Annotated in this window: 23 protein-coding genes and 1 pseudogene; 12 read left to right on the top strand and 12 right to left on the bottom strand. The window is 57.9% G+C overall.

Going from position 1 to position 23465, the window contains the following annotated elements; genetic code table 11:
• Positions 1 to 87: 87 nt before the first annotated feature.
• The gene (locus JQ575_RS25900; RefSeq protein WP_312016026.1) at positions 88 to 474 is read right to left on the bottom strand and encodes a hypothetical protein; all 387 of its coding nucleotides are present in this window, start codon (positions 472 to 474) and stop codon (positions 88 to 90) included.
• Between the two features lie 1722 nt (positions 475 to 2196).
• Here JQ575_RS25900 and JQ575_RS44905 point away from each other — a divergent pair.
• A complete protein-coding gene (locus tag JQ575_RS44905) occupies positions 2197 to 2403 on the top strand; it encodes a hypothetical protein (RefSeq protein WP_249166899.1) in 207 nt (68 codons plus the stop codon).
• A gap of 285 nt (positions 2404 to 2688) precedes the next feature.
• Here JQ575_RS44905 and JQ575_RS25910 read toward each other — a convergent pair whose 3' ends face one another.
• Both JQ575_RS25910 and JQ575_RS25915 read right to left on the bottom strand, forming a co-directional pair.
• Positions 2689 to 2868: a hypothetical protein gene (locus JQ575_RS25910; RefSeq protein ID WP_212035965.1), complete on the bottom strand. Its 180-nt coding sequence runs from the start codon at positions 2866 to 2868 to the stop codon at positions 2689 to 2691.
• Between the two features lie 57 nt (positions 2869 to 2925).
• A complete protein-coding gene (locus tag JQ575_RS25915) occupies positions 2926 to 3297 on the bottom strand; it encodes a hypothetical protein (RefSeq protein WP_212035966.1) in 372 nt (123 codons plus the stop codon).
• Positions 3298 to 4613: 1316 nt separating this feature from the next.
• Here JQ575_RS25915 and JQ575_RS46565 point away from each other — a divergent pair.
• Entirely contained in the window at positions 4614 to 4847 is a 234-nt protein-coding gene (locus tag JQ575_RS46565; RefSeq protein ID WP_212002177.1) for a DUF3606 domain-containing protein, read from the top strand.
• A 115-nt stretch (positions 4848 to 4962) separates the two neighbouring features.
• Positions 4963 to 5160, top strand: a complete 198-nt coding sequence (locus JQ575_RS25925) for a hypothetical protein (protein WP_212035967.1) — start codon at positions 4963 to 4965, stop codon at positions 5158 to 5160.
• Positions 5161 to 5489: 329 nt separating this feature from the next.
• Here JQ575_RS25925 and JQ575_RS25930 read toward each other — a convergent pair whose 3' ends face one another.
• The 3 genes from JQ575_RS25930 to JQ575_RS25940 all read right to left on the bottom strand — a co-directional run bounded on the left by JQ575_RS25930 (position 5490) and on the right by JQ575_RS25940 (position 8409).
• Positions 5490 to 6953: a sensor histidine kinase gene (locus tag JQ575_RS25930; RefSeq protein WP_212035968.1), complete on the bottom strand. Its 1464-nt coding sequence runs from the start codon at positions 6951 to 6953 to the stop codon at positions 5490 to 5492.
• Between the two features lie 318 nt (positions 6954 to 7271).
• The gene (locus JQ575_RS25935; RefSeq protein ID WP_212002181.1) at positions 7272 to 7736 is read right to left on the bottom strand and encodes a TspO/MBR family protein; all 465 of its coding nucleotides are present in this window, start codon (positions 7734 to 7736) and stop codon (positions 7272 to 7274) included.
• A gap of 169 nt (positions 7737 to 7905) precedes the next feature.
• The gene (locus JQ575_RS25940) at positions 7906 to 8409 is read right to left on the bottom strand and encodes a fasciclin domain-containing protein (protein ID WP_212035969.1); all 504 of its coding nucleotides are present in this window, start codon (positions 8407 to 8409) and stop codon (positions 7906 to 7908) included.
• A 205-nt stretch (positions 8410 to 8614) separates the two neighbouring features.
• On the opposite strand from JQ575_RS25940, the gene JQ575_RS25945 reads away from it, so the two are divergent.
• From JQ575_RS25945 to JQ575_RS44910, 4 genes and pseudogenes are all read left to right on the top strand, one after another.
• The gene (locus JQ575_RS25945) at positions 8615 to 9214 is read left to right on the top strand and encodes a helix-turn-helix domain-containing protein (protein WP_212035970.1); all 600 of its coding nucleotides are present in this window, start codon (positions 8615 to 8617) and stop codon (positions 9212 to 9214) included.
• Between the two features lie 531 nt (positions 9215 to 9745).
• Complete coding sequence (locus tag JQ575_RS25950; RefSeq protein WP_312016027.1) at positions 9746 to 10315, top strand: Hsp20 family protein; 570 nt, start codon at positions 9746 to 9748, stop codon at positions 10313 to 10315.
• A 68-nt stretch (positions 10316 to 10383) separates the two neighbouring features.
• Positions 10384 to 10710, top strand: a complete 327-nt coding sequence (locus JQ575_RS25955; protein ID WP_212035971.1) for a hypothetical protein — start codon at positions 10384 to 10386, stop codon at positions 10708 to 10710.
• 150 nt (positions 10711 to 10860) lie between these two features.
• Positions 10861 to 11058 (top strand): annotated as a pseudogene (locus JQ575_RS44910) (sigma-70 factor domain-containing protein); the annotation flags it as partial.
• 478 nt (positions 11059 to 11536) lie between these two features.
• On the opposite strand, the gene JQ575_RS25965 reads toward JQ575_RS44910, so the two are convergent.
• Both JQ575_RS25965 and JQ575_RS25970 read right to left on the bottom strand, forming a co-directional pair.
• On the bottom strand, positions 11537 to 11752 hold the full coding sequence (locus tag JQ575_RS25965) for a hypothetical protein (RefSeq protein ID WP_212035973.1): 216 nt from the start codon (positions 11750 to 11752) through the stop codon (positions 11537 to 11539).
• Positions 11753 to 12184: 432 nt separating this feature from the next.
• Positions 12185 to 12544, bottom strand: coding sequence for a hypothetical protein (locus JQ575_RS25970; RefSeq protein ID WP_212035974.1), 360 nt, complete (start codon positions 12542 to 12544; stop codon positions 12185 to 12187).
• Between the two features lie 36 nt (positions 12545 to 12580).
• Here JQ575_RS25970 and JQ575_RS25975 point away from each other — a divergent pair, with 36 nt between their 5' ends.
• On the top strand, positions 12581 to 15415 hold the full coding sequence (locus JQ575_RS25975; protein ID WP_212035992.1) for a helicase-related protein: 2835 nt from the start codon (positions 12581 to 12583) through the stop codon (positions 15413 to 15415).
• Between the two features lie 685 nt (positions 15416 to 16100).
• Positions 16101 to 16646 carry a fasciclin domain-containing protein gene (locus tag JQ575_RS25980; RefSeq protein ID WP_212035975.1) on the top strand — a complete coding sequence of 182 codons (546 nt, stop codon included), beginning with the start codon at positions 16101 to 16103 and terminating at the stop codon, positions 16644 to 16646.
• 197 nt (positions 16647 to 16843) lie between these two features.
• Here JQ575_RS25980 and JQ575_RS25985 read toward each other — a convergent pair whose 3' ends face one another.
• Genes JQ575_RS25985 through JQ575_RS25995 form a run of 3 tightly spaced genes read right to left on the bottom strand, consistent with a single transcriptional unit; the run spans position 16844 to position 20386 of the window.
• The gene (locus tag JQ575_RS25985; protein ID WP_212035976.1) at positions 16844 to 18103 is read right to left on the bottom strand and encodes a cyclopropane-fatty-acyl-phospholipid synthase family protein; all 1260 of its coding nucleotides are present in this window, start codon (positions 18101 to 18103) and stop codon (positions 16844 to 16846) included.
• Entirely contained in the window at positions 18093 to 18893 is an 801-nt protein-coding gene (locus JQ575_RS25990; RefSeq protein WP_212035977.1) for a DUF1365 domain-containing protein, read from the bottom strand. The genes JQ575_RS25985 and JQ575_RS25990 overlap by 11 nt, the downstream gene beginning before the upstream one ends.
• A complete protein-coding gene (locus JQ575_RS25995; RefSeq protein WP_212035978.1) occupies positions 18890 to 20386 on the bottom strand; it encodes an NAD(P)/FAD-dependent oxidoreductase in 1497 nt (498 codons plus the stop codon). The genes JQ575_RS25990 and JQ575_RS25995 overlap by 4 nt, the downstream gene beginning before the upstream one ends.
• Before the next feature lie 87 nt (positions 20387 to 20473).
• On the opposite strand from JQ575_RS25995, the gene JQ575_RS26000 reads away from it, so the two are divergent.
• From JQ575_RS26000 to JQ575_RS26010, 3 genes are read left to right on the top strand one after another with little or no spacing between them, the layout of a single operon-like run.
• Positions 20474 to 21061, top strand: a complete 588-nt coding sequence (locus JQ575_RS26000) for a sigma-70 family RNA polymerase sigma factor (protein ID WP_212035979.1) — start codon at positions 20474 to 20476, stop codon at positions 21059 to 21061.
• Positions 21058 to 21711, top strand: a complete 654-nt coding sequence (locus tag JQ575_RS26005) for a ChrR family anti-sigma-E factor (protein WP_283842645.1) — start codon at positions 21058 to 21060, stop codon at positions 21709 to 21711. The genes JQ575_RS26000 and JQ575_RS26005 overlap by 4 nt, the downstream gene beginning before the upstream one ends.
• Before the next feature lie 42 nt (positions 21712 to 21753).
• Complete coding sequence (locus tag JQ575_RS26010; protein WP_212035981.1) at positions 21754 to 22563, top strand: DUF1295 domain-containing protein; 810 nt, start codon at positions 21754 to 21756, stop codon at positions 22561 to 22563.
• Positions 22564 to 22571: 8 nt separating this feature from the next.
• On the opposite strand, the gene JQ575_RS26015 is transcribed toward JQ575_RS26010, so the two are convergent.
• On the bottom strand, positions 22572 to 22976 hold the full coding sequence (locus JQ575_RS26015) for a DUF2177 family protein (protein ID WP_212035982.1): 405 nt from the start codon (positions 22974 to 22976) through the stop codon (positions 22572 to 22574).
• Between the last annotated feature and the right edge of the window lie 489 nt (positions 22977 to 23465).

The following is a 23465-nucleotide window of genomic DNA, read 5'->3' on the forward strand; positions in this document are numbered from 1 at the left end:
GTATTTGACGCTCAAGACACCACACCCTGCCAAAGCGCAATGCCGACCAGGGTTACTATTCTTGGCGTCCCGTTTGCCGCGAAAGCCTTACTGGTTTTGCCATTTCAATCTTAGTACTTCCCATTTTTTCTCTATCCACGCCAAGGCAGTAACGAGAGGCTTTTGTAAAAAGGGGATGTCCTGTGCAATCAACAGGAAACCGAGGGGCAGCATCCAGACACCCAACACAGGTAAGAAGCTAAAAATGCCACCGAGAATGAATAGTAAGGCCACCGCTAGCCGAGCCGCGAATGACGACGGTTTGCGCAACCAGCGAATGAACTGAGAGACCCTTGCCGGAACTCGCCGGTTGATCATCTCAAAATACCTGTTCAACTCCGCTTTGGTGGCTGGCATTTTCTGCGCCTTCGCTAGTAGCGTGCTCGGATTTACTATCCGGCGAAAGACCAACGCTGCTGGTGACGAAAGTTTCATGTTGAGGCATCTTTTTTCGGCCTAAACATTTGAGCGGGGCCGAACATTGCGAACACAATATAACCCGCGGCTCGATGCAGGTCCGGATCTCTTGATCGGATCTTCCTCGCTGACTGGCCGCTACTAGCTCCACCACCGCTTGATAGGCCGCTCATCCAATGAGAACGCCCGAATACGTGCAAATCTGCGCCTCGACTTTTTATCATTTTTGGCTCACTGCCTTGCGTCGGTGCGCTTGCTAAAGACCAAGTGAAACCCGGCGCCTAGTGCCAGCAGACGACCCCCGAAGCCGCCCCATCTCCCCCGAGGGGGCCGTTTCTTTTGGGAGTAAGCTTGTCTCCGATTCCATCTGCTAGGGTGGGGGATGGGAATAAGCCGGTTGGGCCGGGAGCGATCTTGCTCGCTTCATTTGCTTCGGTGCCATGCGACTATAACCGTGGCGGCTTCCAGCCAATCGGTCATCCGAAATTGAAGGCCACTTCCGCGAAGTCCTGGCGTGATGCGAATTAGACTGCAACCCTCCAACTGTCTACGATACGCAGGCTAGGGAGAGGTTACCACACCGGCAATTGAAGCGCCGTTGCGAAAGACCTGTTACCGTACAGACCGGACGGTCTTGCTGCTTACTTGGATGGACTGCGCAAGGGGGACCGCCGGAGTCACCAGCGCTTCTGGGAGCAACTCTAGCGGGAATCGATTTTCGGACGGTATCTGACCGCCGTTTTATGCGCCGGTGCCATCGGGCACCTAGCCCAAAAGAAACGGCCCCAGCACTGGGGAGAGCTGAGGCCGCCATTCCAACGAATGCCATCGAGCGCTGCCATCCGGTAGTTTGCAATGAATTCACCCCTGAAACATTCGTTCCAAATCAGTGGCCTGTTTTTTTGAATCTGCGAGTGGCCTCTAAGTCTTCGGCGCGCGCGACCCGCTACGCTCTATCCCGTTGTTGATTTCGCTTATGCAGGCTTCGACGGCCTTCTCTCGGGTCGGGAAAAGGTCGCCGCTGATGACGGGACGCCCGTTGGCCGGAAGGATTATCCAGGCCCATTTGTGCGGCTCGATCTCGCGAACCTGGTATTCAATCGAACGGTACTGCATTCTAAGCATATAATCACAGCGGCCTACTTTGTTCCGGCGAGTGGCCTACCTCGGCCAGTACCGCCAAGGGGTACTGGCCTGTTTCGACCTCTAGTGCCTAATTTGAAAACCGCAGTGGCCTGTTTTGGTTTTTGGGGGCGTAATCAGGGAATGATGTTTTACAAGAGAAGATCGGTCCTCCGGGGCCATTGCCGCCCGCCACGGAGCCTCCCCATGTCCTGCCACTTTCACCGCACAATCGAATCCCTGAAACGCGAGAACGCTTGGCTTCGAGCGCAGCTAACCCGTTTGTCCGAGCAAAGTAAGTCAGGGCCAGGGCTTGATGCCAGATCAAGATGCGGAACGCTTTCGTCAAGAAGCCGAGGAATGTAGGCATCAAGCGGGGAAGGCCACAGTCAGCGCGACAAAGAGGAATGGCTCCGGCTTGCCGCTGAGTGGATCAAGTTGGCGCAATCGGCTGATGGACGAAAGTCGCTATTCTAAAGGCATAAAAGGAGGAAGGCGACCATCAGTGGGGTAGCCGCCAAGATCAAAGACGGTCCAGGCGATGCATCGGCGGACAATTGGTACTCATGACGCACGGTACCCAGAATCTGGCCAATCGCCGGCCCCACCGTGGGGGACGTGCGCTTCGCCAGTGAGACCGAACAACGCCGGTTTGTGTTTCTCGGCAAGGCCGCGATCTATTCGGCCGGGACCACCTTTATGAGCTTCTTCATGCGCGAGAACCGCTATCTGTCCCGCGGCACGCGGCTGAGGATTCACGATCGCAAACTGGCGAAGCACCTGGTGATCGATGGCCCGCTTACAACCTGCCTCGCGACCGTGTAGGCCACGCTGAACGAAATCGAGTGCTCGATCGCCATTCAGAACGAGGGTTTCCAGAATCTGGTGCTGGGCTCCAGTTTCGGCCTCGATGAAGTGCTCAAGCGCGCGCAGACATAAAGAATATTCAGCTAGAGCCGTATGTCGCTCGGCCGAGTGGGGCAGCATCGATATTCGAGCAATCGAAGGTTCTAGAAATGTGGTCATGCCCAGCGGCGTCCTCGAAAAGGAGGACGTTTCTGCGCCTGGGGATTAAATATCAGGGACTGGGTCAAGCAGGTCTGAGCATAATCACTGCTTCGACTTTTTCCCGGTCTTCTTGCTTTTAGAAGCTTTCTTCCCACTTTTTTTGGCGGTTTTTGCAGAGCGCTTTTTAGCCGCGGTTTTCTTTTTTTTCTTTGCCATGGCGTTCGTGATCTGGCGCCCCGTCATCGGTACGTTAGAGTCATTGCGTTTGGATTTCTTCGCCATGGTTTCTCCCTCGCCCAGATGATGTGAGGCGTTTCAAAGTCTAAAAAGAGCTAAACGTTAGCGCTTTGACTTTTTACTTTTCTTCTTGGATGACCTTTGGGCGGATTTCTTCGACGCCTTCTTAGCTGACTTCTTCGGTGCGGTCTTCCCGGCCTTTTTCGCAGAACTCTTGGCCGATTTCCTTGCTGCTTTCTTTGGAGCTTTCTTCGCTGTCTTCTTAGTCGCGGCTTTGGCTACTTTCTTGGCGGCCTTCTTCACCGACTTCGGCACGCGCTTCGCAACCGCTTTAGTGGCCTTCTTAGCGACAGTCTTGACGGCGGCCTCAGCCAATGTCCCGGCGGCCCCGGCGACCAGGTCGGTCATTTGCTCCATGATGGGCTTCTTGGATTGGTCGGCCTCATTAGCTTGCTCGGGCTTTTCAGTGTCCATGGTGTCCTCCAGAATCGGCATCCTAGCTCATTTTGCCTTCAGGCGGCATTGGTAGGGTGGGGTATCTCCCCAAGAAATCATTCAGAGGGACTGATTTTATGGAAATAGTGGCAGCCATCATCACGGGGGTCTTGAGCTTAGATTATCCTGGCTAAACGCCGATCCGCCATTCGGCCCCTAAGTTGCCACGCAATCGCTTAATGCTAGAAGGGCACCTCACCCTTGTAAGAAAGCTAAAGCCAAGAAGACGGCGGCACGTCGTGGATATACGAAAGACGATCTAAAACTGCTGAAGACGCATTCGAAGTCTAAGACGCCGGTGGAGCGTATCGCAAAGCTTATGAAGCGATCGGGTGCGACGTTGCGTCAAAAGGCGAGGGCAATGGGTCTGCCGCTGGGCCACCGTCGATAAATTGAGACCGGGCGGCCCGTCTGCATGGTGTCAGGTGGACCGCCCGGCCAGAGGACCGTCTGTGGCTAAACGAGACGGCTGCCCCGAGAATACACAAGCGCGGCTTGAGTTCCTATTTTTTAAATGGGAGCCCAGGCGCAGTAGCGAGGTTTGATTGCCGTCGCGCCTGTGGCCCACAGAGTGCTTGTTTGGAATAGGAACGGTGAAGTAATTACAAAGTTTCTAACGCGCAAGAGTGGTGAGGACCCATGTACGCTGCGCACTTTCCCATTACCGAAAACAACCCCGACTTGTGCCAAGCTATGACTATCGCCATGGGCTACGTGCACGCGACCGGGCTCGTTGATAAGTTTCCCAATCCTGAATTGTTGATTGCCACGGCGATCTCAAATGCCTGGAAGGGTGGGATGAGGCACCCGATACGCCTAGCTAACGAAGGCATCGTTTGCGCGGAGCGAACGGCCCAGCTCGGAACCCTGCCATCTGTGTTTGCGAGACTCGTATAAGGCCGGGTCCGCACTCCGCACTCGTCCGCGCTCTGCCTTGGAGGTGCTGCATAAGTCGGGCATTCAATTGGCGAATTTCCCGTAGCGTAACTTCCAGAACCCGGCCGGGCGGCAACAACTGAGCTCCTTGCTCAAGTTTGGTAATGCGCTCTTCGATTTGTTCCGGGGTTTTATAAATGTCGTCGGAAAGATCGCGCATATCGCCTCCAGTAGCAGGCGGGAGCGTAAACAATCTCTCAGTCACCGACGCCTACGGTCAGAGCCTCGGCCAGTGATGCTAGACAAACCCCGGTAGAATGAATGGTTCCCTATCCCGCGCACTGCACAATTCTTCGGGATATAGGAACTCGGATTTTGCATGGTGGTTATTGGGGTTGAACACTTGTTGAGTAACGCCCATGCAAAAGTCTGTTCCATTCTCGGAAGTTGTGATTGACCCCTCGAGCGATCTCCAGATTCATTACTGGGCCAAGGATATGCTTATCCAACCGCACGAACTTCGAGACGCTGTCCGATTGATTGGACCGCGTCTTTGCGACCTTCGGAAGTATTTCGGAAGATCCGCGGCCATCATCTGCCTGAGAGATAGGCGTGAGCCTCGGACAGTTAGCCCCTATGGACTTCCTGCATAAGAGGCAGAAGTCCCGTAGCAACCTACGTGGCACTGGTGTATTGTCTCAATATCACCGCCCCGCCCAAGGCTTCTATCGGTTTCGGTAGTACTCCCGCCTCTCATGGGAGTTTTTTTTGCCAGACTATCGTACCTACACCCTCGGACACGACGGACACTTTCAGGGCTCCATCCCTCTTCCGGACTGTCCCGACGACGATACCGCCATTGCAGCTGTGAAGCAGGTGCTCGACGGGCATGACGTTGAGCTGTGGCAGCTTGATCGAAAGGTTGCCGTCTTCGACCATAAAACCAAATCAGTAAAGAGCGCGTAACGCGCCTTCCAAACGCTGGGAGGCGTCCGTTGAACCCAAGAAGTCACTGGCAAGGCCGTCTTGAACAAGCGCGGCGCATTGTGTCCCGAATGTCCGACCAGCAGACCGTTCAGAACCTCAACAAGCTGATCGCGGACATCGAAGAAGATATTCGGAAGGCAGACGGCTCCGGCGGGACTTCTCCATAGAGTTCAGGCTGTACCGAGCCGAATACGGCCCCGCCGGTTAGGCTCGTTTACGTTCGATTTTCTTCACTTTTTTCCGCGCAGGTTTCAGCGGCATGTTGATTTGCTTGGTCACGGGAATTTCAAAGCTCAGCAAAGGACGCCTCAGTTCCTTCCCGGAGCTGGGGCCGTCTTCTGATCGTCGCTCTTCAGGTTCGCTGCCGGAATTGAGACGCGCCAGCTCAGTCCGGAAGCCGCAAATTCCACAGCGACCTTGCCATTGAGAGAGCGTTCAATCATGTCCTCGAACACAATATGGCCAAACCCTTTGTGGGATGGAGGGACGACCGGCGGCCCACCTTGCTCGATCCAGTTCAAAAGCAATTGGCGCGGCGCGTCCTCATCACCATCGAATGCCCAGGACACTTTGACTTTTCCAGTCGGTACCGACAGAGCCCCATATTTGATGGCGTTCGTCGTCAGTTCGTGGATCGCAAGCCCAATTGCCTGCGCGGCTTCCGCGCTGACGACAATGTCGGGCCCACTAAGCTCAAGGCGAGAACTTTGAACGTCCACAAAGGGCTCAAGGTGTTTGCGCATAAGGTCGGCGAGAGGGGCACCTTGCCAACTGTTAAGAACCAACACGTCGTGCGACGCCGCGAGGCCCTGCAGACGCCGTCCGAACCGGCTTTCAAACTCTTCCATCGTCGCGACCGTCCGAGCTGTCCGGCGAGCAATCGACTGGATTACGGTGAGCAGATTCTTTGATCGATGCGATAGTTCATGCATCAAGAATTGAATATGATCTTCTGTGGCCTTGCGCTCGGTGACGTCGGCTACAATGCTGACCATGCGGTGAGCTTTTCCGTCGGGCGTGCGAGCGACGACTTGGCCGTGGCCTCTAAGCCAGAGAATTGAGCCGTCGGGCCATACCACGCGGTATTCCGACGTAAATGAGTCCTGCTTGTCTGCAAGTTCGTGGAATTCATGCATCAAATGACGGTCGTCCGGGTGCAATGCGGACCAATACTCATCATCATCACCCCCCACGTGGCCGCGCCCATCGGTAAGGTTGAGGCCGAACAGGGCCATACCTTCTTGCGTCCAGAGCCGTGTCTTACTTACCAAATCGGTTTGCCAGGTGCCCATTCTGCCAGCGGTCAGGGCGGACCGATAAAGCGCCTCGCTCTCACGCAATGAAGTTTCGGCGGCAACCTGCGCGGAGATATCAACATTAGTGCCTAACCAACGAACGACTAAGCCCGCCGGGTCTCGCAGCGGAACCACCCGTGTTAGAAACGGACGAAAAATTCCGTCGTTTCCCTTCAAAGGAAACGTCATCTCGAATGGCTCGCCCGTCGCGATGGAATGTTTCCATCGCTTTAGCACATCGGGCAGCCGATGGGCATCGTGAACCGAGGTCCAGCCCCAGCCGTGCTGACTCTCAGGTGAGGCTCCCGTGTACTCGTACCAACGACGATTATACCAAAAGATGCTTCCGTTAGGGTCAGCTATCCAGCAGAGCGTCGGAAGGTTGTTGGCGACATCGTAGAAATCTTCGGCTCTTCGGAGGGCTTCCTCGGAAGAGGTGACGTCACTCTCGGCACCTGGTTCCGATAACGCTTTCATCTGCACATTCTGTTGGCTTTGCCTCCCACCAGATATCAGATGCGGGGTATCGATGCCATCCTAAGTATGGTGCCGATCGATTTCGGGCCGATCGCGCGATCCCACAGGCTCCAGACCTGCAGCGAGCGGCCGAAACTCGTCACGACAATATCGGTGAGGTATTTGCCTCAGAACACGCCGAGTTCGAGCATCTGCCTGGGCGCCAAATCGGGCCGGAATTGCGGGTCGAAATCGCGGCCGGCGGCGCAGAATACATCGCGATAGCCTCTCTGCATTTGTCGCTGACGATCACGATGCTGCGGCGCATCCGACCTCCAGTCAGTTCAACAGCCAGATGGCGCCGTTCAGAACCGAAGCGAACGCCACCCACGCGGCGTAGGGCGCGAACAGGAGAGATGCAATCTTATCCTGTCGCCGCGTTATCATGATGAAGCCAATGATCGTGATCAGGAGCAGCAAGATCACGCCAAGGGCGATATCGATGCGATGGCCTGAAAAGAAGATGGGTGACCAAACGAAATTCAGAGCCAGCTGCCCCCACCACAGCTTCATTGGTGGGTTGTTGCGGCCTTTTCTCCAAACACGCCACCCAGCGATCGCGATGATGACATAGAGCGTGCTCCAAACAGGGGCAAAGATCCAGTTAGGCGGACTGAAAGGCGGCTTGCTTAGCGCCGCATACCATGCACCGGGGGCGGTAGCGAAACCGATGATAAGGCCGCCACCAAGAACGAGCGCAACAAACAAGACTAAACTGCCGAGCTCGGCCGCGCGCATTTTCATTCGAATGGGTCTTCGTCGCTATTGTTCGGCAAAAGAATGTCAGTGGTTCTCTTGTCTCGGATGAGCAGCAGCGATCGCATCTCCTGTGGGGTGCCTCGTCGAGAAGGTGCCGGTCCGCTTGGAAGCAAAGCGGACTGGCGGTCGATCGCTTGTGGGAATATATGGCCGATCAGCTCTGGGGCGGCAGGATGACCTTGTCGATGACGTGGATGATGCCGTTCGAGGCCGCGGTATCAGCCTTTACGACGGTGGCGTCGTTGATCGTCACCTTGCCGCCTTTGGTCGTGAGCTTCACCATTGCGCCGTTGACGGTTTTGGCCTGGTCCAGCTTAGTTACCTGCTCGGCTCTCACCGCGCCCGGCACCACGTGGTAAGTGAGGATGGCCGTCAGCTTCGCTTTGTTCTCGGGCTTCACCAGGTTCTCCACCGTGCCGGCCGGCAATTTGGCAAATGCCTCGTCCGTCGGTGCGAACACCGTGAACGGTCCGGGCCCTTTCAGAGTAGCAACCAGATCGGCCGCCTTGAGTGCTGCCGCCAGCGTCTTGAACTGGCCGGCACCGACCGCCGTGTCGACAATGTCCTGATTGCTGGCGCGCGCGAAATTGCTGCCGATCGCCAACGCTGCAACGGCCAGAACGACCGCGGCCTTCGACACAATACCTAGTCTGCTCATCTTTTAGCTCCTGTGACGTGATGGGGCCGGCTTGGGCCGGCGTTCCGTTTTCGAGGAAGGGAGAAAACGCATTTCGCCTCGCACCTTGTTGAATGGTGGTAAAACTGATTTTCTTCAAGGGCACATTGACCTGATATGAAAAGTAGTTTTCGTGGAGATAAAAATACGCCCCATCTTTGAACTTGGATGAAATGAGGCCGGAACCATGCTGTCGGAGACCCTGATCACGGCCCTTAAGGGCTATGCTATCGGCCCAAAGATCCGCCGGCTGCGCCTGCGCAAAAAGCTGGGGCTGGTCCAGCTAAGCGAGCACACCGGTCTCTCGCCGGCGATGTTGTCGAAAATTGAGCGAGGGCATCTGTTTCCGACGCTACCGACCTTGTTGCGGATCGCTTTGGTGTTCGGCGTCGGGCTCGATCACTTTTTCAGAGAGGACTGCGACGGGCCGGTTCATGCCCTTGTGCGCAAGGCGGACCGCATTCGTCTTCCGGAGAAGGCAGGGCGGACTTCGCCCGCTTACTGCTTCGAGTCGCTCGACTATCCTGTCAGCGACCGAAAGCTCAACGGCTATTACGTTGAGTTTGGTGAGGAAGACGAGCAGTCGGAGCCGCACGAGCATCCCGGCGCGGAGATCATCTACATTTTGGATGGCGAGCTCGTGGTGAACCTGGAGGGAGAGGACTTCACGCTCGGCCAGGGCGACTCGATGTATTTCGATTGCGCTCACCCGCACAGTTACCGCCGTAAAGGGGCGTTGCTATGCGCGGCCATTATCGTGGTGACGGCGGAATCAGCTTCAGCGTGACTGGGATCGCGAGACAATCCCTAGAGGAACAGGAACCATCCTCGCTCAAGCTCGCAAACGGAGCTTGGGCGACGTTCATGAATGAAACCGGCGATGGGCTTCACAACGAGCTTCAAGTTCATAATTGGGTTGGATGCCAAACCAAAAACCGCAAAGCGTTCGTTCCGGTAGCCCACTTGCTCTGGTGCGTCTCAAGGCCGCCAACGCGCTTGAGTTTGGCGACGGTTGTTGAATGAAGCGGCGTCACTTCATTGCGGCGCTCGGTGGCGCAGCGGCAGCGTGGCCTTCTCGGCTGTGGGCCCGGCCCTGGGACCGTTTTTTTCGTCCTAAAGCTGCCAACTGAGGTACTCTGAACTCGTTCGATAAGTTCAGTCTAGTTGCGATAATTGTGCTGTTCTGACCCCGGTGGCAAAGTTGCCGGCGGTCGGGGCGGCCCCGGTGCAGTGAAGCCTGGGCCGCCTATCCAGGGCTCAAGGGGGCGCCAAACTCAGGCACCATAACCCCGGCCCTAAAAAAAATTTGCAGGGCCTCTTGAAACTTTTTTGGGCCCAAAATATTTCGCTGTCGCCGGATGCCAAATGGTCCGGTGCGGGCGTCGGCGGATGTCCGACGCGCTGCTTGTATCCATGTTGCTCAACGGAGGATGTGGTTATGAGGACTTTCGACTTTACTCCCTTCGCGCGGTCGAGCATCGGCTTCGACCACTTGTTCGACCTTCTGAACAATCCGCAGTTGGCGGAAGATCAAGGCGGCTACCCGCCGTATGATATTGTTCGGATCGGCGCCGACACCTATCGCATCGCGGTAGCAATCGCCGGCTTCACATCCGACGAGATTACGGTCACCAGCCAACAGAATCTCCTGACGGTGGAAGGCCGCAAGGCGAATGAGGACAACCAGCAGTACCTGCATCGTGGCATCTCGGCCAGAGCCTTTACGCGCCGCTTCAATCTTGAAGACCACGTTGAAGTCGAGCAGGCAAATTACGACAACGGCCTGCTGCAGATCGATCTGGTTCGGAAGATTCCCGAAGCGATGAAGTCTCGGAAGATCGCAGTCGGCAGCGGCTCTAAGCCGATGAAATCGCTCAACGCAGCCTAACAACAACCTGGTATGGGGCGGTTCTGCCTCCTGCTCGAACCGCCCCTTCAAGCAAAATGGAGGGAACGATGTCTATTGCACGTACGTCTGCCGTAGAAATTGACGCAGTGTTGCACCCAGCGCGCGCATTCAGCCATCCCATGGACGTTGTCCGGGACGCCGATCTGACCCTGTACGAGAAGCGCGCGATCCTGTCGTCCTGGGCATCAGATGCCTGTGCGGTAGAAAATCTTCCAGAATTTCGCCATCCGTCCGGTGCTGCCCCCGTGAAGTTCGACGACATCATGGACGCATTGCGTGTTCTGGATTCCGAACAAGAGCGAAGGGTTGGTCCCACTCAACGCATTGGCTGGCGCTCAAGTCCTCAAGAATCCGGAGAGGCCCCACCCCTGTAACTGTAGCAGCGATGAGGAGCGAACAGCAATGCTGTTTGAACGACCGGACGTGAAGAAAGTGCTCGCGATGACCGCGTGCCTCCTGAGCCTGTTGAGCGGTGTTCGACCGCCGCTCTAGCTGATTGTGCCTGGAGACCTTGAGGATTACCAATGAACCCGACTGCCGCTCTTCCCATACCATCGGTCGGAGCCGGACTGTCTCGGTATCTAACCGAAATCAAAAAATTCCCTCTCCTCACGCCCGAGGAAGAATTTACGTATGCCAAGCGCTGGCGCGAGCACGGTGATCGCGATGCTGCGTACCGTTTAGTGACAAGTCACTTGCGACTGGTTGCTCTGGTAGAGCTGACGTGCGCGGTGGCCATGCTCATTTCCAGTGGCCCAGACTGGACTAATCGGACAAAACGTTGGGCGGCGCGTGCGCCCGGCCTCGAAATCTTTACCCAAGCATTTGTCTTGCGTGACAAGTCCGGCTGGCAGATCACCGAAGCTGGCCGAGCTTTGCTTGCCTCGATCGAGGCTCCGCTACCAAAGATAGCTCCGGAAGAGCCGAGCGGAGCCGTTGTTTTACTTGTCCGACCTACGGCTGCACGACCTCCGCTCCAGCCCGCGGGTACGAAGCATCGCCGGATGCGTCACCGCCGGAGAGACGGCCGACGCCAGCACCTAGGTCAGTGACATTGGGCCGAGCGGCCTTATTCTAAACCAATTTGATCACAACGCTGGGAGCCTCTCTGCACAGGGGGCTTCCCACGTGATTAGAGCGGTCGCGCTTGGAGTGGTTTGCCTAGCTGCACTAGGTGCTATTGCTGCAGCTGCGAAGAAATCAGCGCCGCCGCCCGCGCCTGAAGTTGTCATGCCCGTAGTGGCTGGTAACAAAGCCGATCGAATGCCGCTTGTAATCAATCAGGACACGCCGGCTGCCTCTGAGAGTGTCGATGTTGTGTATGTTCAGCTTAGCGAACAAGGCCAAGCCGATTTGAAACCACCAGCTCCAAAGCAGGCTGCCATTTCCCCGCATCGCGGCATTACTCTTCGTCATTGGCACGATCCGCTTGATCTTAACGCCAAGGCCGCAAGCAATAGAGCCAAGATCACAAAGCAATCAAAGAAGCGCGCCGCTGATAAGCCTCCGAAGCAGGTTAGTGAGGTTAAGCGGTGTCGTTCTGACGGGCTGGATCCACTCCTAAGAAAGCTGAATTTATCACCCCCGTGTGATTCCTAACGTCACTCCAGCGATCCGGCTCCATTGCGATCAATGATCGCGACCGCCCGATCATTCCAGCCGATGCGGAAGTCAGTCATCAGTTTGAACCGCTTCGGGTCGGCCCACTTCGTTCGACGAAACTTGTAAATATTGTTGGGCATCCCGGCATCAATTTAGGAGGACGTTAGTTCGGGATAGAGTTTGCCGCGAGAACCGCCGGAATACATTTGGTCCAATGGCGGCCCGAAGGTTCTATTATATTTGAACTCAGGCCATCGACGAGCTTTGCTCACGCCATGACAAGGGAAGGAGCTTTGGGATCTGCTTCAGCTGGACTGCATCGCCACGCAGAACGACCTCTAACGCGGCGGGCGCAAGGAACGCCAGTCTAAGTCCCTGCCGGATGACTTTCGGGTGGAGATTGGCAGCAGCAGCCAACTCTTCAACGGAAGTATAGCGGCCCTCCGACAGATCGCCGAGCCACGCGTGAGCCCGGACAATTGACTTCAAGAGCTTTTGGTCCGGTTTGTTCTCTGGAGCAAGCCGGACTTGCGCGATCCCCTTCAACCTTGGCGTCCAGGGGATGTCGATCGGACCTCTTCTTTTGTGGACTTTCAGCAGCGTCACCCGAATCCGATCCGCCGCTCGACGGCAGAGGCGATCATGGAGCGGCTCCCTTTGCCGGCGAGTTGGTCGCGCATCAGCCTAAGCCTGAAGGTGCAAGCGTCGTATGCCGAGCGGGACCTCAAGGACCGCATGGAAGAATTGGGCTACGATCTCGACGAAGAGGCAGAATATCCGGGCACCGTGCTCTTTCACGGCGCGACATTCGAGATCTTCCCGGCCGGTGCTCTCGGGCCGTACCGGATCGAGCATTCCGGCGGTGCGATCCGCAGAATTGTTGCCGTCGACCCGAATGAGCATGACGTCATATCCGATTTCAAGGAGCTGATTATCGATCCTCCGATGTCCGAACGCCTCGCGCTGGGCGGCGACCGGGCGCAGCGGGCTACCTTCCTGGACTATTGCGATCGGGCACGGTGGTTCGCGGATGCAAAAGTTCCGGACCACGCTGACAGCTGGCTGAGTACGATCGAGGAGGCGGCCGGCCGCAGGGACTCGGAACGCGAGTATCTGGGGCGAGAGGACTGGAAGAAGCTGAAGAAGCGCACGAGTGTGCTTCCTGGCAAGGCGGCGTTTGTGGCCACGCCCGACTTCTCGAAGGTCGCGGCACCGAGGAAAGCGCTTCGCGCGTTCGTGGCCCGTGCGGAACGCGCCGGATCTCGTTTGCTCTTCGTCGCCGCGGTCGAAGACGATCTGCGCGCGATGGAGCGCATGAGTGGGGTCAGGGCGGAGCGTTTCGCCAACTGGGACGAGGCGGTGGAGGCCAGAAGACGCGAGGGCGCGCTGTCGGCCGACTTTGACGCGGGCTTTTTCGCTCCCAGCAAGAAGCCAACCCTAGTTGTGACTGCGTCTGACGTGCTGGGTAGCCGGGCCCATCATCCGCAACCGATGGCCAAAGCCTGGACAGTTGCCTTCAATCACCCGGATATTCCCGAGCGCGGCGCGGCGGTCGTTCATCTCCAGCGTGGCCTGGCTTTGCTTGATAGTTTGCAGACCATCGACATGGGAAGCGGCACAAAGCGCGAGATGATCAGACTCGAATTCGCAGGCGATGATGCTGCACTTGTTCCTCCTGCCGATCTCGCCTTGATCTGGCCCTACGCCGCAGAGCCCGGCAAGCTCACATTAGACAAGGCCGATGGCAGCACGTGGTGGAACAGGCGTGGCGAGGCTGAGCAGGAAATCGAAGCAGCGGCCAAGCAGCTTGCGAAACACATCGCCCAACGACGGCGCCGGCGTGCTCCCAAGCTGGTCGCGCCGGGGGCGGCCTATGAAAGGTTCGTCGCGCGTTTTCCCTGGTTCACGACGGTTGATCAGGCCAAGGCGATCCGGGACGTGCTGAACGATCTGGCGGCTGGTCACCCAATGGATCGGGTGGTCTGCGGTGATGTCGGCTTTGGCAAGACCGAGGTCGCCTTGCGGGCGGCGGCGGCTGTCGCGCTGTCAGGAAAACAGGTCGCTGTTGCGGTTCCGACTACCGTTCTAGCCAGACAGCATGTTGAGACGTTTCGCAAGCGGTTCGGCCCGCTCGGAATCGAGGTTGCGAATTTATCGCGGGCAGCATCGGCAGCGGAGATAAGGGATACCAAGGAAAAACTCCGTCGCGGCAAACTGAAAGTCGTCGTCGGCACGCAGGCTCTCGCCTCGGCTGACGTGAGGTTTGCCGACCTCGGGCTTGTCATCATCGATGAGGAGCAGCACTTTGGTGCGGCGGAGAAGGCGAAACTTTCGGGTCTTGCGAAGGGCGTTCATACCCTTTGGATGAGCGCCACGCCGATACCGCGCACGCTGGCCGCGGGTCTTGCAGGTTTCAGGGACCTGAGCGTTATTGCTACGCCGCCGGTTCATCGGCTGCCGATCGTTACCAGGGTTGCTCCGCTATCGGACGCCGCGATCGCCGCGGCGTTGCTGCGTGAGCAGCGACGCCACGGGCAGAGTTTTCTGATTTGCCCCCGTATCCAGGATCTGGAGCCGATGCTGGCAAGGGTCAAATCGACGGCGCCGGACCTTCGCATCGTATGTCTTCATGGCCGGTTGCCTGCCGAGGATATCGACGATCGAATGATGAGCTTCGTCGAAGGTGAAGCGGACGTGCTCCTCGCGACCAATATCGTGGAGAGCGGCCTCGACATTCCCCGGGCGAACACCATCGTCATCTGCTGGCCGGAGAAGTTTGGTCTGTCGCAGCTTCATCAGCTCAGGGGCCGCGTCGGACGGGGCGGCACGCGTGCTTTCGCGTATTTGTTAAACGAGTCGAACTCCGAACAATCCGAGAAGCGTTTGGCTGTGCTGGAAGAGTTCAGCAAGCCCGGCGCCGGCTTTGCCATCAGCGAGCGTGATCTGGATCTCCGGGGCGCCGGAGACCTGTTCTCCAAACAGCAGTCTGGCCATCTGCAGGTATTCGGGCCCATGCTCTATAGCCATCTTCTCAAGCGGGCGTCGGAGAAGGGCGCTGACGGTGGCGCCGATCTGTGGGTGCCTGATCTGAACCTGCCAATCGCCGACATGCTGCCTGCGGGCTACGTACAATCGGACGCTGTTCGCCTGGAAATCTATGGCCGTATTGCCAGATGCCGCACAGACGATGATCTCGAGGATTTGGAGGACGAAAGCGCACGGCGTTTCGGCAGGCTACCGCCGGAAGCGCGCGAGTTTTTCGCGGCCGCAAGACTCAGGCTCGATTGCAAGCGGCGCGGCATTATGAGGCTCGACGTCGGCCCCGAAGCTGTTGCGGCGACGTTCCTCCCTGGTCGGCTTCGAAAGTCGAGAGCGAAGTCGCTGGAGCGCGGTGGCGATCGCGTGGTCTATATCGGCAATCGCAGTGCGAAGCCCTTCGAGCGAATAAACGACTTCCTTGAGCTGTTGGACGAGTGAAGGTCAACCTTTCGAGCCCGATTGTTACGGTCTCCGGCGAGCGTCGTCTTTCGGATGAAATCAATCCGCTGACTTATGAGGTTTCGGCACAATGGAGTCAGTTCGATCACTGACAAGGAAAATAGACAAACCTTATCAGTCGTGAAGGGCCGCTTATGGCGCCAAGCGGTCATTCGGTCGAACATCCATGTCCGCTAGGTGAGAATACCCGCAGTATGGCTGGAAGACGAAGCTCGTGTCGGCTAAACCGGTGTCGCCTCTATGAGTGCTTCGGAGATATCCAAGGGTGTGATCCGTTGAAGTTGAAGACCGGCGCTGGCAAGAAGGCCGGCAAACTCATCCGATCAGCAAGCCGCCCCCGATCACGAAAACAACGAAAGCGGCAAGGCGCATCATGGATGACATCATTCGCTTTTCGGCAACGCGGCGCAGCGCGCATCCAGTGAAACATCGTATCACAGCGTCTCCAACAGACCGTCCGCCACGACGTAACTCGCACTTGTAGAAACGTTGTTCGATGCCTGACGGATCACCAGCGCGCGTTCGCTAATAAAAGATTCATGCCGACGTGATCCGGCCCGCGACAGGCGTCGTTACATGTCAGATGCAACAAATGGTGGGTAGGTTTTTCTCAGTTCAGGAATACGGCCTCCTCGCAATCCCCAAACATGAATGGAGTACAAAGATGAATTCTCGCTTGCTTTTTTCCGTCGCGACACTCTCGCTCGCCGCATTTGGGTCGGCAACGCTCTCTCAAGCGAAGGACAAGACGGTGATGGTCGGCGGTGCTGCGATGTATCCGTCGAAGAGCATCGTTGCGAATGCGGTCAATTCGAAGGATCACACCACCCTCGTCGCGGCCGTCAAGGCCGCTGGACTGGTGGATACCCTGTCGAGCACGGGCCCTTTCACCGTATTTGCTCCCACCAACGCCGCGTTCGCCAAATTGCCCAAGGGCACGGTGGATACGCTCGTGAAACCGGAAAGCAAGGCGACGCTCACGAAGATACTTACGTACCACGTGGTACCGGGCAAGGTGAACGCGGCGCAATTGTTAGACGGGCAGAAGCTGACGACGGTCGAGGGCGAACAACTTACCGTTAAGAAATCCGGCGGCGCGGTCATGATAGTGGACGCGAAGGGTGGCTCCGCCACCGTCACAATTGCCGACGTCAACCAGTCGAACGGCGTGATCCATGTGGTCAACAACGTTTTGATGCCTGCAAGCTAGGCCTAGCTTCGTTAATGCCGCGCCGGTACGACAGTTTCGGCGCGGCTCCGTTAAGGCGTTTTGCAGCGCTTCCTGCGTCTTCGCGTGAAGGCATCCATTGGCTCCAGGCAGTCAATTGCTAATATTTCTCAGGGTTCGAAGAACATTGTCCAAAATACGCCTTCGCCTGAAGTCATCGTGGCACGAGAATTCGTTGCTTATGCTGAAGCGCCTCGTTGAGTGGTGGGCTGGGGCTCAATCTTATAGAGCCCGACATTCAGAATGCCGATTTCAAAGCCCAGGCGGCAGTAGGCCAGATAGTACTCCCACATCCGCTTGAAGCGATCATCGAAACCGAGCGCCTTGATGAAGGGCCAGGCTTCCAGAAAGCGGCGATGCCAGTCAGCGAGCGTGAGCGCGTAGCTTTCGCCGAAGAATTCCGATGACGTCAACCGCAATCCGGACTTGGCGACTAATTGCCCGATGATCTCCTTGGTCGGCAGCATGCCGCCCGGAAAAATATAGCGTTGAATGAAATCCGGTCGCCGACGATAGCTTTCGAACCGGCACTGGTCGATCGTGATCACCTGCAGCACTGCGACGCCCTGCGGATTAAGCCGCTCCCGCAGATTTGCAAAGAAAGTGGGCCAATAGGCTTCGCCGACGGCTTCCAGCATCTCGACCGATACGACGCGATCGTAGGTTCTGCTTTCGTCGCGATAATCCTGCAGCTTGAGGTCGGATTTTCCTGCGTAACCGCGCTCGGCCAGCTGCTGTCGCGCATAGGAAAGTTGCTCGTTTGATAGCGTCAATCCCGTCACGTGGCAGTCGGCGCACTGGATCATATGCCCGGCCAACCCGCCCCAGCCGCAGCCGATCTCGAGCACTCGTTCGCCACCGTTGAGTTCAAGTAATTCGGTCACGCGGTCGAGCTTGTTGCGCTGGGCTTGATCAAGGGTTTCGGCCGGCGACGAATAGATCGCGGACGAATAAGTCATGCTGGGATCAAGCCACAACCTGTAAAAATCGTTGCCCAGATCGTAGTGGGCGGCGATGTTGCGCCGGCTGCCGCGTCTGGTATTGCGGTTCAGCGCATGGCGAAACTTGGTCACGGGTTGAGGTGGCCTCAGTCCCTCGAACGACGCCGCGTCGGTCGAACGACGCGCCACCGCGCTTAGGAATGAATGCAAGTTCGGCGTCGACCATTCGCCCGCAAGGTATCCCTCGGCGAAACCGAGGTCGCCGCTGGTCAGCAGGCGGAGCACGCATTTCCAGCTATGGATCGTTAAATGGGTCTGTTCGCCGGTTCGCTTGCCGCCGATCAGAAATCGTCGGCCGGCGGGCGTGTGCACCAGAATCTCACCGCAATCGATCTTGCGAAGCATGCGCTGCATGAACGAGTTCAGCGACGTACGGGTTGTCGGCGTGGTTGCAGCATCGACCGATGCAGCCGCGGTATGTTGGCTTTCAAGCGACATGGGACTTCCGGTGTTGTGATATGCTGTCCGCAACAGTGATACGTCGCGCTGGCGGGGGAGGCCGGTTGCGCAATCGCATCCCCTTCAGCCACAGACGTAATGCTTCCCAGTGAATAGCCAGCGTGACTTTGGCTGTTATCAGCGGAACCGCAAAAAAGAGCCGGAGCAGCGCGCCGTCGCTTAGTTCGCGGCGCGCGCCGACAAGACAGGCGTTGAGCACGCGCTGACCGCCTTTGCTGGCGTTGATACCGATCGCGATGCGTTCCGCAGGTGCGGACAGCCGAAAATCGTAGACCAGCTCCATATCCATGAACGGAGATACGTGGAACGCCTTGCTGCAAGTTTGCCGGATAGTGCCGGTTCTCGACTCAACCGCACTGACGTAGGAATGACGCTCGCCGAACGTGTTGTGAACTTCATAAACGATGGCGGCGAGCTCCCCGTCGGTTCGATGGCAGAAATAGATGCTGATCGGGTTGAAGCTGTAGCCGAGCGTCCGCGGCATACAGAGCAGGCTGATCGGTCCGCCTGCGATGTCGATTTCAGCTTGTGCAAGTATCCGCTCGGCCTGGTTGCGCAACGGCGTCGCGCTGCCGTCGCCATGATCGGCATCATGCACGGCGAAAAGGTTGAACCGGTTGCGCGACAGCAACCGGAGCCGCGCTGCCAATAGCGGCAGCTCGTCGAGGTCGATCAACAGCCAGAACGCGCGGTAGCGAAACTGATGCGCCACGGGCCGCAACCGCCGGTGCATCACCGCGCCGGTATAGAGCGCCGATTCAAATGTCATCGCTGCAGCTCCGGCACGATCGCGCGCGGAGCCTCGGCCAGCGTGATCCGGCCGGACTCATGGGGCACGTTCCAGGGCCGACGCAGCCCGCCGAGCTGCTCGGCGACGGCAAGACCGGCCTGCAACCCGTCTTCGTGAAAGCCGGCGCCGAAATGAGCGCCACAGAACCAAAGGTTTCCAATCCCTTGCAGGGACCAAAGCCGGCGCTGCGCGGCGATCGCGGGTGCGTCAAATATCAGATGTTCGTAGACTTCGCTGTGACGCAATGTGCCGGCGCGGGGCAGGCGCGACGGATTAAGCGTGACGAATAGCTGAGTGCTTTCTGGAATGCGTTGCAGCCGGTTCATCCAATAGGTCAAGCCAACACCGCCATCAGCCGCCACGCGCTTGCCGGTATAGTTCCAGCTGGACCAAGCCGCGCGGCGCCTCGGCATGAAACCCGGGTCCGAATGAAGGACGGCAAGGTTTCGGCTGTAGCGAAAGGCGCCCAGCAGCTTAACCTCGTCTGCGGTCGGATCAGCGATCGCCGAGAGCGCCTGGTTGGCGTGCGTCGCCATGACGACGTGGTCGTATCGTTGAGATCTGCCACGGCAGTCCGTCACTTCCACGCCATCGCTATCGCGCCGCACGGCAACTACACCGGTATCCAGTCTGATCCCATCCGCAAACGACCGGACGAGGCGTTCTACATAGACTCTGCTGCCGCCATCCACGGTTTCCCATTGCGGCCGCTGCGTTAGTTGCAGCAAGCCGTGATTGCGGTGAAAGCGGATGAATGTCGCGATCGGAAAGGCCAGGATCTCGTCTGGCGGCGCCGACCAGATCGCACTCGCCATCGGCAGCAAATGGTCGTCACGGAACGCGGCGCCGTATCTGTTCGCTGCGAGGTATTCGCCGAGGGAGATTGAATCGTCCGTCAGAAGATCCGCATCGCGTGTCGCCTGGCGGTAAAATTTCACGAGATCTTGCAACATCGACCAGAAGCGGGGTCTAAACAAATTGCGCCGCTGTGCAAACAGGCCGCCGATTCCCTCGCCGGAATATTCCAGATCGCCATCTCCGAGCGAGACGGCAAGCGACATGTCGGAAGGCTTGGTCGGAACCGAAAGATGCTCAAACAGGGCGACGAGGTTTGGGTAGGTGGCGCGGTTGAAAACGATAAAGCCGGTATCGACCGGGACTTGTTTTTCATCGATTGATGCGATCACCGTGTTCGAATGCCCGCCGATCCGGTCGGACTGTTCGTACACCGTCACATCGTGCTTCTGGCTGAGCAGCCATGCCGCGGACAGGCCGGAAATTCCGGTTCCGACCACCGCCACCCTTAAGCGGATACCATCATGGGACACCGTTGCGCTCCACCAACCAGCGTTCAACGGCTCGCGTGGCGGGCCGCTATATGAATGAAAACGATACCCAGACGGGTTTGGATCACCGGTGATCCAAACAGGCCGGCGATCCGTTTCGGCAATATGCCTGCCGCCGTACAACATCCTCGGGGGGCCAGCACTCTGGCCAGCGCCCCCGCGATCCGGTACTCACCTCGCAGAACCGTCTGCGAATGGGAGCGTTCGCGCTGCATGCTGAATGACAAACCGGACGACGCGACGTCGGACGCAGCCAGATGGGCTGCCCTGATTGCAGCTGTCGCGAGGGAAAAGGATCGCGAGGCCTTCGCGGCCCTGTTCACGCATTTTGCGCCGCGGATAAAGACCTTCATGCGGCGTTCCGGCGCGAGCGAGCAAAGTGCCGACGAGCTCGCGCAGGAAGCTCTGCTGGCGGTTTGGTCAAAGGCCAATCTTTTCGATCCCAACAGCGCCGGTGCCTCGGCCTGGATATTCACCATCGCGCGCAATCTACGCATCGACGCGCTACGCCGCGAAAAGCGTACACGAACTGCAGGTACGGACGACATCGACCTCGAGTTTCAGGTCGACGATGGTCCGTCGCCCGACGCCGGACTGGCCGCGGCGCAGACTGAGTCGCGGGTCCGCAGCGCCTTGGCCACATTGCCGGACGATCAGTTGCGGGTGATCGAATTATCCTTCTTTGATGATAGGGCGCATGCGGAAATCGCCCAGACGCTCCAGATTCCGCTTGGGACGGTCAAATCGCGGTTGCGGCTCGCTATGAATCGGTTGCGCGGCCTGTTGGGTGATTTCTCATGACGATTGTTCACCATCCGCCGGATGAACTATTGACGGCGTTTGCGGCCGGGATGCTCGACCTTGGACAGCATATTGCGGTTGCAACCCACCTGACCGGCTGTCGGCATTGCCGCCGCGTTGTGCACGCTATGGAACACGTTGGGGGCGGGGTCCTGACAGCGTTGCCGGCAACCGCGATGTCTCCGGGGGCGCTTGCTGCCGTTGAAACGCGGCTGGACGGGCTCGCTCCTGCGGTTGCGACCGGATTGAGGAAAGCGGCAACAGGGATCACCGACGTTCCCGGTCTGCCGCCGTTCGTGCGCGATTACCCATCTAGTTCGTGGAAATGGATCGCGCCGAAGGTGCATTTGCGGCCTATCCGAATGCCGGAAGCAAGTGCAACCAGAGTTTTTCTTTTGAAGTCGCAGCCGGGCACCAAGATGATCGAGCACACCCATACCGGCTTCGAGATGACCTGCATCTTAACGGGGAGCTTTGCGCACGCCGGCGGACATTTCGGCCCTGGCGATTTCGACTTTGGGGATGGCGCGACCGATCACGAGGTGATGATCGACTCGTCGGAGGACTGCATCTGTCTGGTGGCGATGCAAGGTGAACTGAAATTGAACGGTATCATCGGCCGTCTGCTTCAGCCGCTGATCAGGATGTGATCGCCCGCAACGCTAGTAGACGTGCCTAGGGAAGCGCCCGGGATGAGCGTGCTCCAGTTTATCTTTCTGGCTGCCGTGGTGGGGCTACTGCTGTCGGCGATCATGACAGCAGCTTGGCAAGCTCAACGGACGACGGGCCATACTGGCTGGATCGACGTATTCTGGACGTTCGGCGTCGGGGGCGTGGCGGTCGTCGCCAGCCTTATCCCGTTGTCTGTACCTCACGCACCGAGCGCGCGGCAAATCGTGGTTGCGGTCCTGATCGCGCTTTGGTCGCTGCGACTGGGCGGCCATATTCTGGTGCGCACCAGGGAGGCCGGGGACGACCCGCGCTACCGCGATTTGATCAAACAATGGGGGGCCAGCGCAAATCTGCGGATGTTGCTGCAATTGCAATCGCAGGCGGCGGTCGGCCTGATCCTGGCGCTGTCTGTCGCACTTGCGGCGCATAATCCGCGAGAGGGTCTCGGTGCGGTGGATTTGCTGGGCATTGCGCTCCTTGTCGGCGCTCTCGCCGGCGAGGCCGTGTCAGACTGGCAGTTGCGGCGCTTCAAATCCGACCCGGGCAATCGCGGTCGGATATGTGAGGAGGGGTTTTGGAGCCTGTCGCGCCATCCGAATTACTTCTTCGAATGGCTCTGCTGGCTCGCTTATCCACTGATCGCGATCGACTTGACGGGCGCGAATCCCCTCGGCTGGATTGCGCTGCTGGCACCTGCCTGCATGTACTGGGTGCTGGTTTACGTCTCCGGAATTCCGCCGCTGGAAGAACACATGCTGCGCTCGCGTGGCGCGCAATTTCGTAGGCTTCAGGCGCGCACTCGGCCGTTTTTTCCGTTCCCAAAAAGATAGTTTGTGCGTCAGACGGCGAATTTCATGGTCACCCAGAAACCTGCCGCTGCGGCAATTGCCCCAAGCAGCGTTCCCCAACCCGCGTCGATTACGGTGAGCGGGGTGGTCCAGTTCCGCAGTGTCGCCTGATTGGTCAAGTCGTAAGTCATGTAGGTGAAGAAGCCGAACAGCGCGCCGTATAGCATCGCCTGCGCAAGGCTTCCGGACTTCAGAGCCGGCAGGATGGCAAAGATCACGAGCCCGATGGGGTAAATCACATAGAAGGCGATCGCGGCGGGGAGATTGACATCCGCGCGCATAATGTCGCCGAGCGTCGGACGATAGAGGCGGCTTGCCATCGATCCAAGCCACGCCATGTCGCAAAGCACGAAGACTGCCAGTGTTGCAAAATAAGCCGTGAAGTAAGTCAGCATCGAGCGCTCATGTGGTAATCGACAGGGCGGGCATCGGCCGAAGCCTTACCCGTCTAACGACGGGAAACGCGCGTTGGATCATCGACCGACTTTGGACCGGGCGCTTGCGTGTTCCTTCCGCAATGGCATGTGAACGTGCAGACTGGGAACGGCGGCTACATCTATAACCCGAACGGCAATCTCATCGCAGACGCGAAACTAACTGTCGATGGCCGAACTGGCGTTGTTACGGGAGCGGCCTTCAATCTGGAACTTGTGCGGATCACAGCCATCGGACTAAGGACCCCCGTAGTTTACCGGATAAGTTCACTTTTGAACATTATTTTGGAACGAATGAGCTCAGCCTCACTTGCCCCGCCGGAGGACTGTAAGCAGCACCAAGGGGGATAGTGAATGGATGACGTAGTTGCGGTTCTGGTCGTCGAGGACGACCAGGTTATTAGGGATTTAGTGGAAGAAGCTCTTTCAGACGGTGGTTTTGAATCGGCC

Source organism: Bradyrhizobium sp. JYMT SZCCT0428 (assembly GCF_018131075.1).
Taxonomy (GTDB): domain Bacteria; phylum Pseudomonadota; class Alphaproteobacteria; order Rhizobiales; family Xanthobacteraceae; genus Bradyrhizobium.

Excerpts from the sequence above, each read along its gene's own strand:
- JQ575_RS25900 (WP_312016026.1), bottom strand. The coding sequence starts at position 474 with ATGAAACTTTCGTCACCAGCAGCGTTGGTCTTTCGCCGGATAGTAAAT.
- JQ575_RS25910 (WP_212035965.1), bottom strand. The coding sequence starts at position 2,868 with ATGGCGAAGAAATCCAAACGCAATGACTCTAACGTACCGATGACGGGG.
- JQ575_RS25915 (WP_212035966.1), bottom strand. The coding sequence starts at position 3,297 with ATGGACACTGAAAAGCCCGAGCAAGCTAATGAGGCCGACCAATCCAAG.
- JQ575_RS46565 (WP_212002177.1), top strand. The coding sequence starts at position 4,614 with ATGCAAAAGTCTGTTCCATTCTCGGAAGTTGTGATTGACCCCTCGAGC.
- JQ575_RS25930 (WP_212035968.1), bottom strand. The coding sequence starts at position 6,953 with ATGAAAGCGTTATCGGAACCAGGTGCCGAGAGTGACGTCACCTCTTCC.
- JQ575_RS25935 (WP_212002181.1), bottom strand. The coding sequence starts at position 7,736 with ATGAAAATGCGCGCGGCCGAGCTCGGCAGTTTAGTCTTGTTTGTTGCG.
- JQ575_RS25940 (WP_212035969.1), bottom strand. The coding sequence starts at position 8,409 with ATGAGCAGACTAGGTATTGTGTCGAAGGCCGCGGTCGTTCTGGCCGTT.
- JQ575_RS25945 (WP_212035970.1), top strand. The coding sequence starts at position 8,615 with ATGCTGTCGGAGACCCTGATCACGGCCCTTAAGGGCTATGCTATCGGC.
- JQ575_RS25955 (WP_212035971.1), top strand. The coding sequence starts at position 10,384 with ATGTCTATTGCACGTACGTCTGCCGTAGAAATTGACGCAGTGTTGCAC.
- JQ575_RS25965 (WP_212035973.1), bottom strand. The coding sequence starts at position 11,752 with ATGACGAAGAGTAATGCCGCGATGCGGGGAAATGGCAGCCTGCTTTGG.
- JQ575_RS25975 (WP_212035992.1), top strand. The coding sequence starts at position 12,581 with ATGGAGCGGCTCCCTTTGCCGGCGAGTTGGTCGCGCATCAGCCTAAGC.
- JQ575_RS25980 (WP_212035975.1), top strand. The coding sequence starts at position 16,101 with ATGAATTCTCGCTTGCTTTTTTCCGTCGCGACACTCTCGCTCGCCGCA.
- JQ575_RS25985 (WP_212035976.1), bottom strand. The coding sequence starts at position 18,103 with ATGTCGCTTGAAAGCCAACATACCGCGGCTGCATCGGTCGATGCTGCA.
- JQ575_RS25990 (WP_212035977.1), bottom strand. The coding sequence starts at position 18,893 with ATGACATTTGAATCGGCGCTCTATACCGGCGCGGTGATGCACCGGCGG.
- JQ575_RS25995 (WP_212035978.1), bottom strand. The coding sequence starts at position 20,386 with ATGTTGTACGGCGGCAGGCATATTGCCGAAACGGATCGCCGGCCTGTT.
- JQ575_RS26000 (WP_212035979.1), top strand. The coding sequence starts at position 20,474 with ATGCTGAATGACAAACCGGACGACGCGACGTCGGACGCAGCCAGATGG.
- JQ575_RS26005 (WP_283842645.1), top strand. The coding sequence starts at position 21,058 with ATGACGATTGTTCACCATCCGCCGGATGAACTATTGACGGCGTTTGCG.
- JQ575_RS26010 (WP_212035981.1), top strand. The coding sequence starts at position 21,754 with ATGAGCGTGCTCCAGTTTATCTTTCTGGCTGCCGTGGTGGGGCTACTG.
- JQ575_RS26015 (WP_212035982.1), bottom strand. The coding sequence starts at position 22,976 with ATGCTGACTTACTTCACGGCTTATTTTGCAACACTGGCAGTCTTCGTG.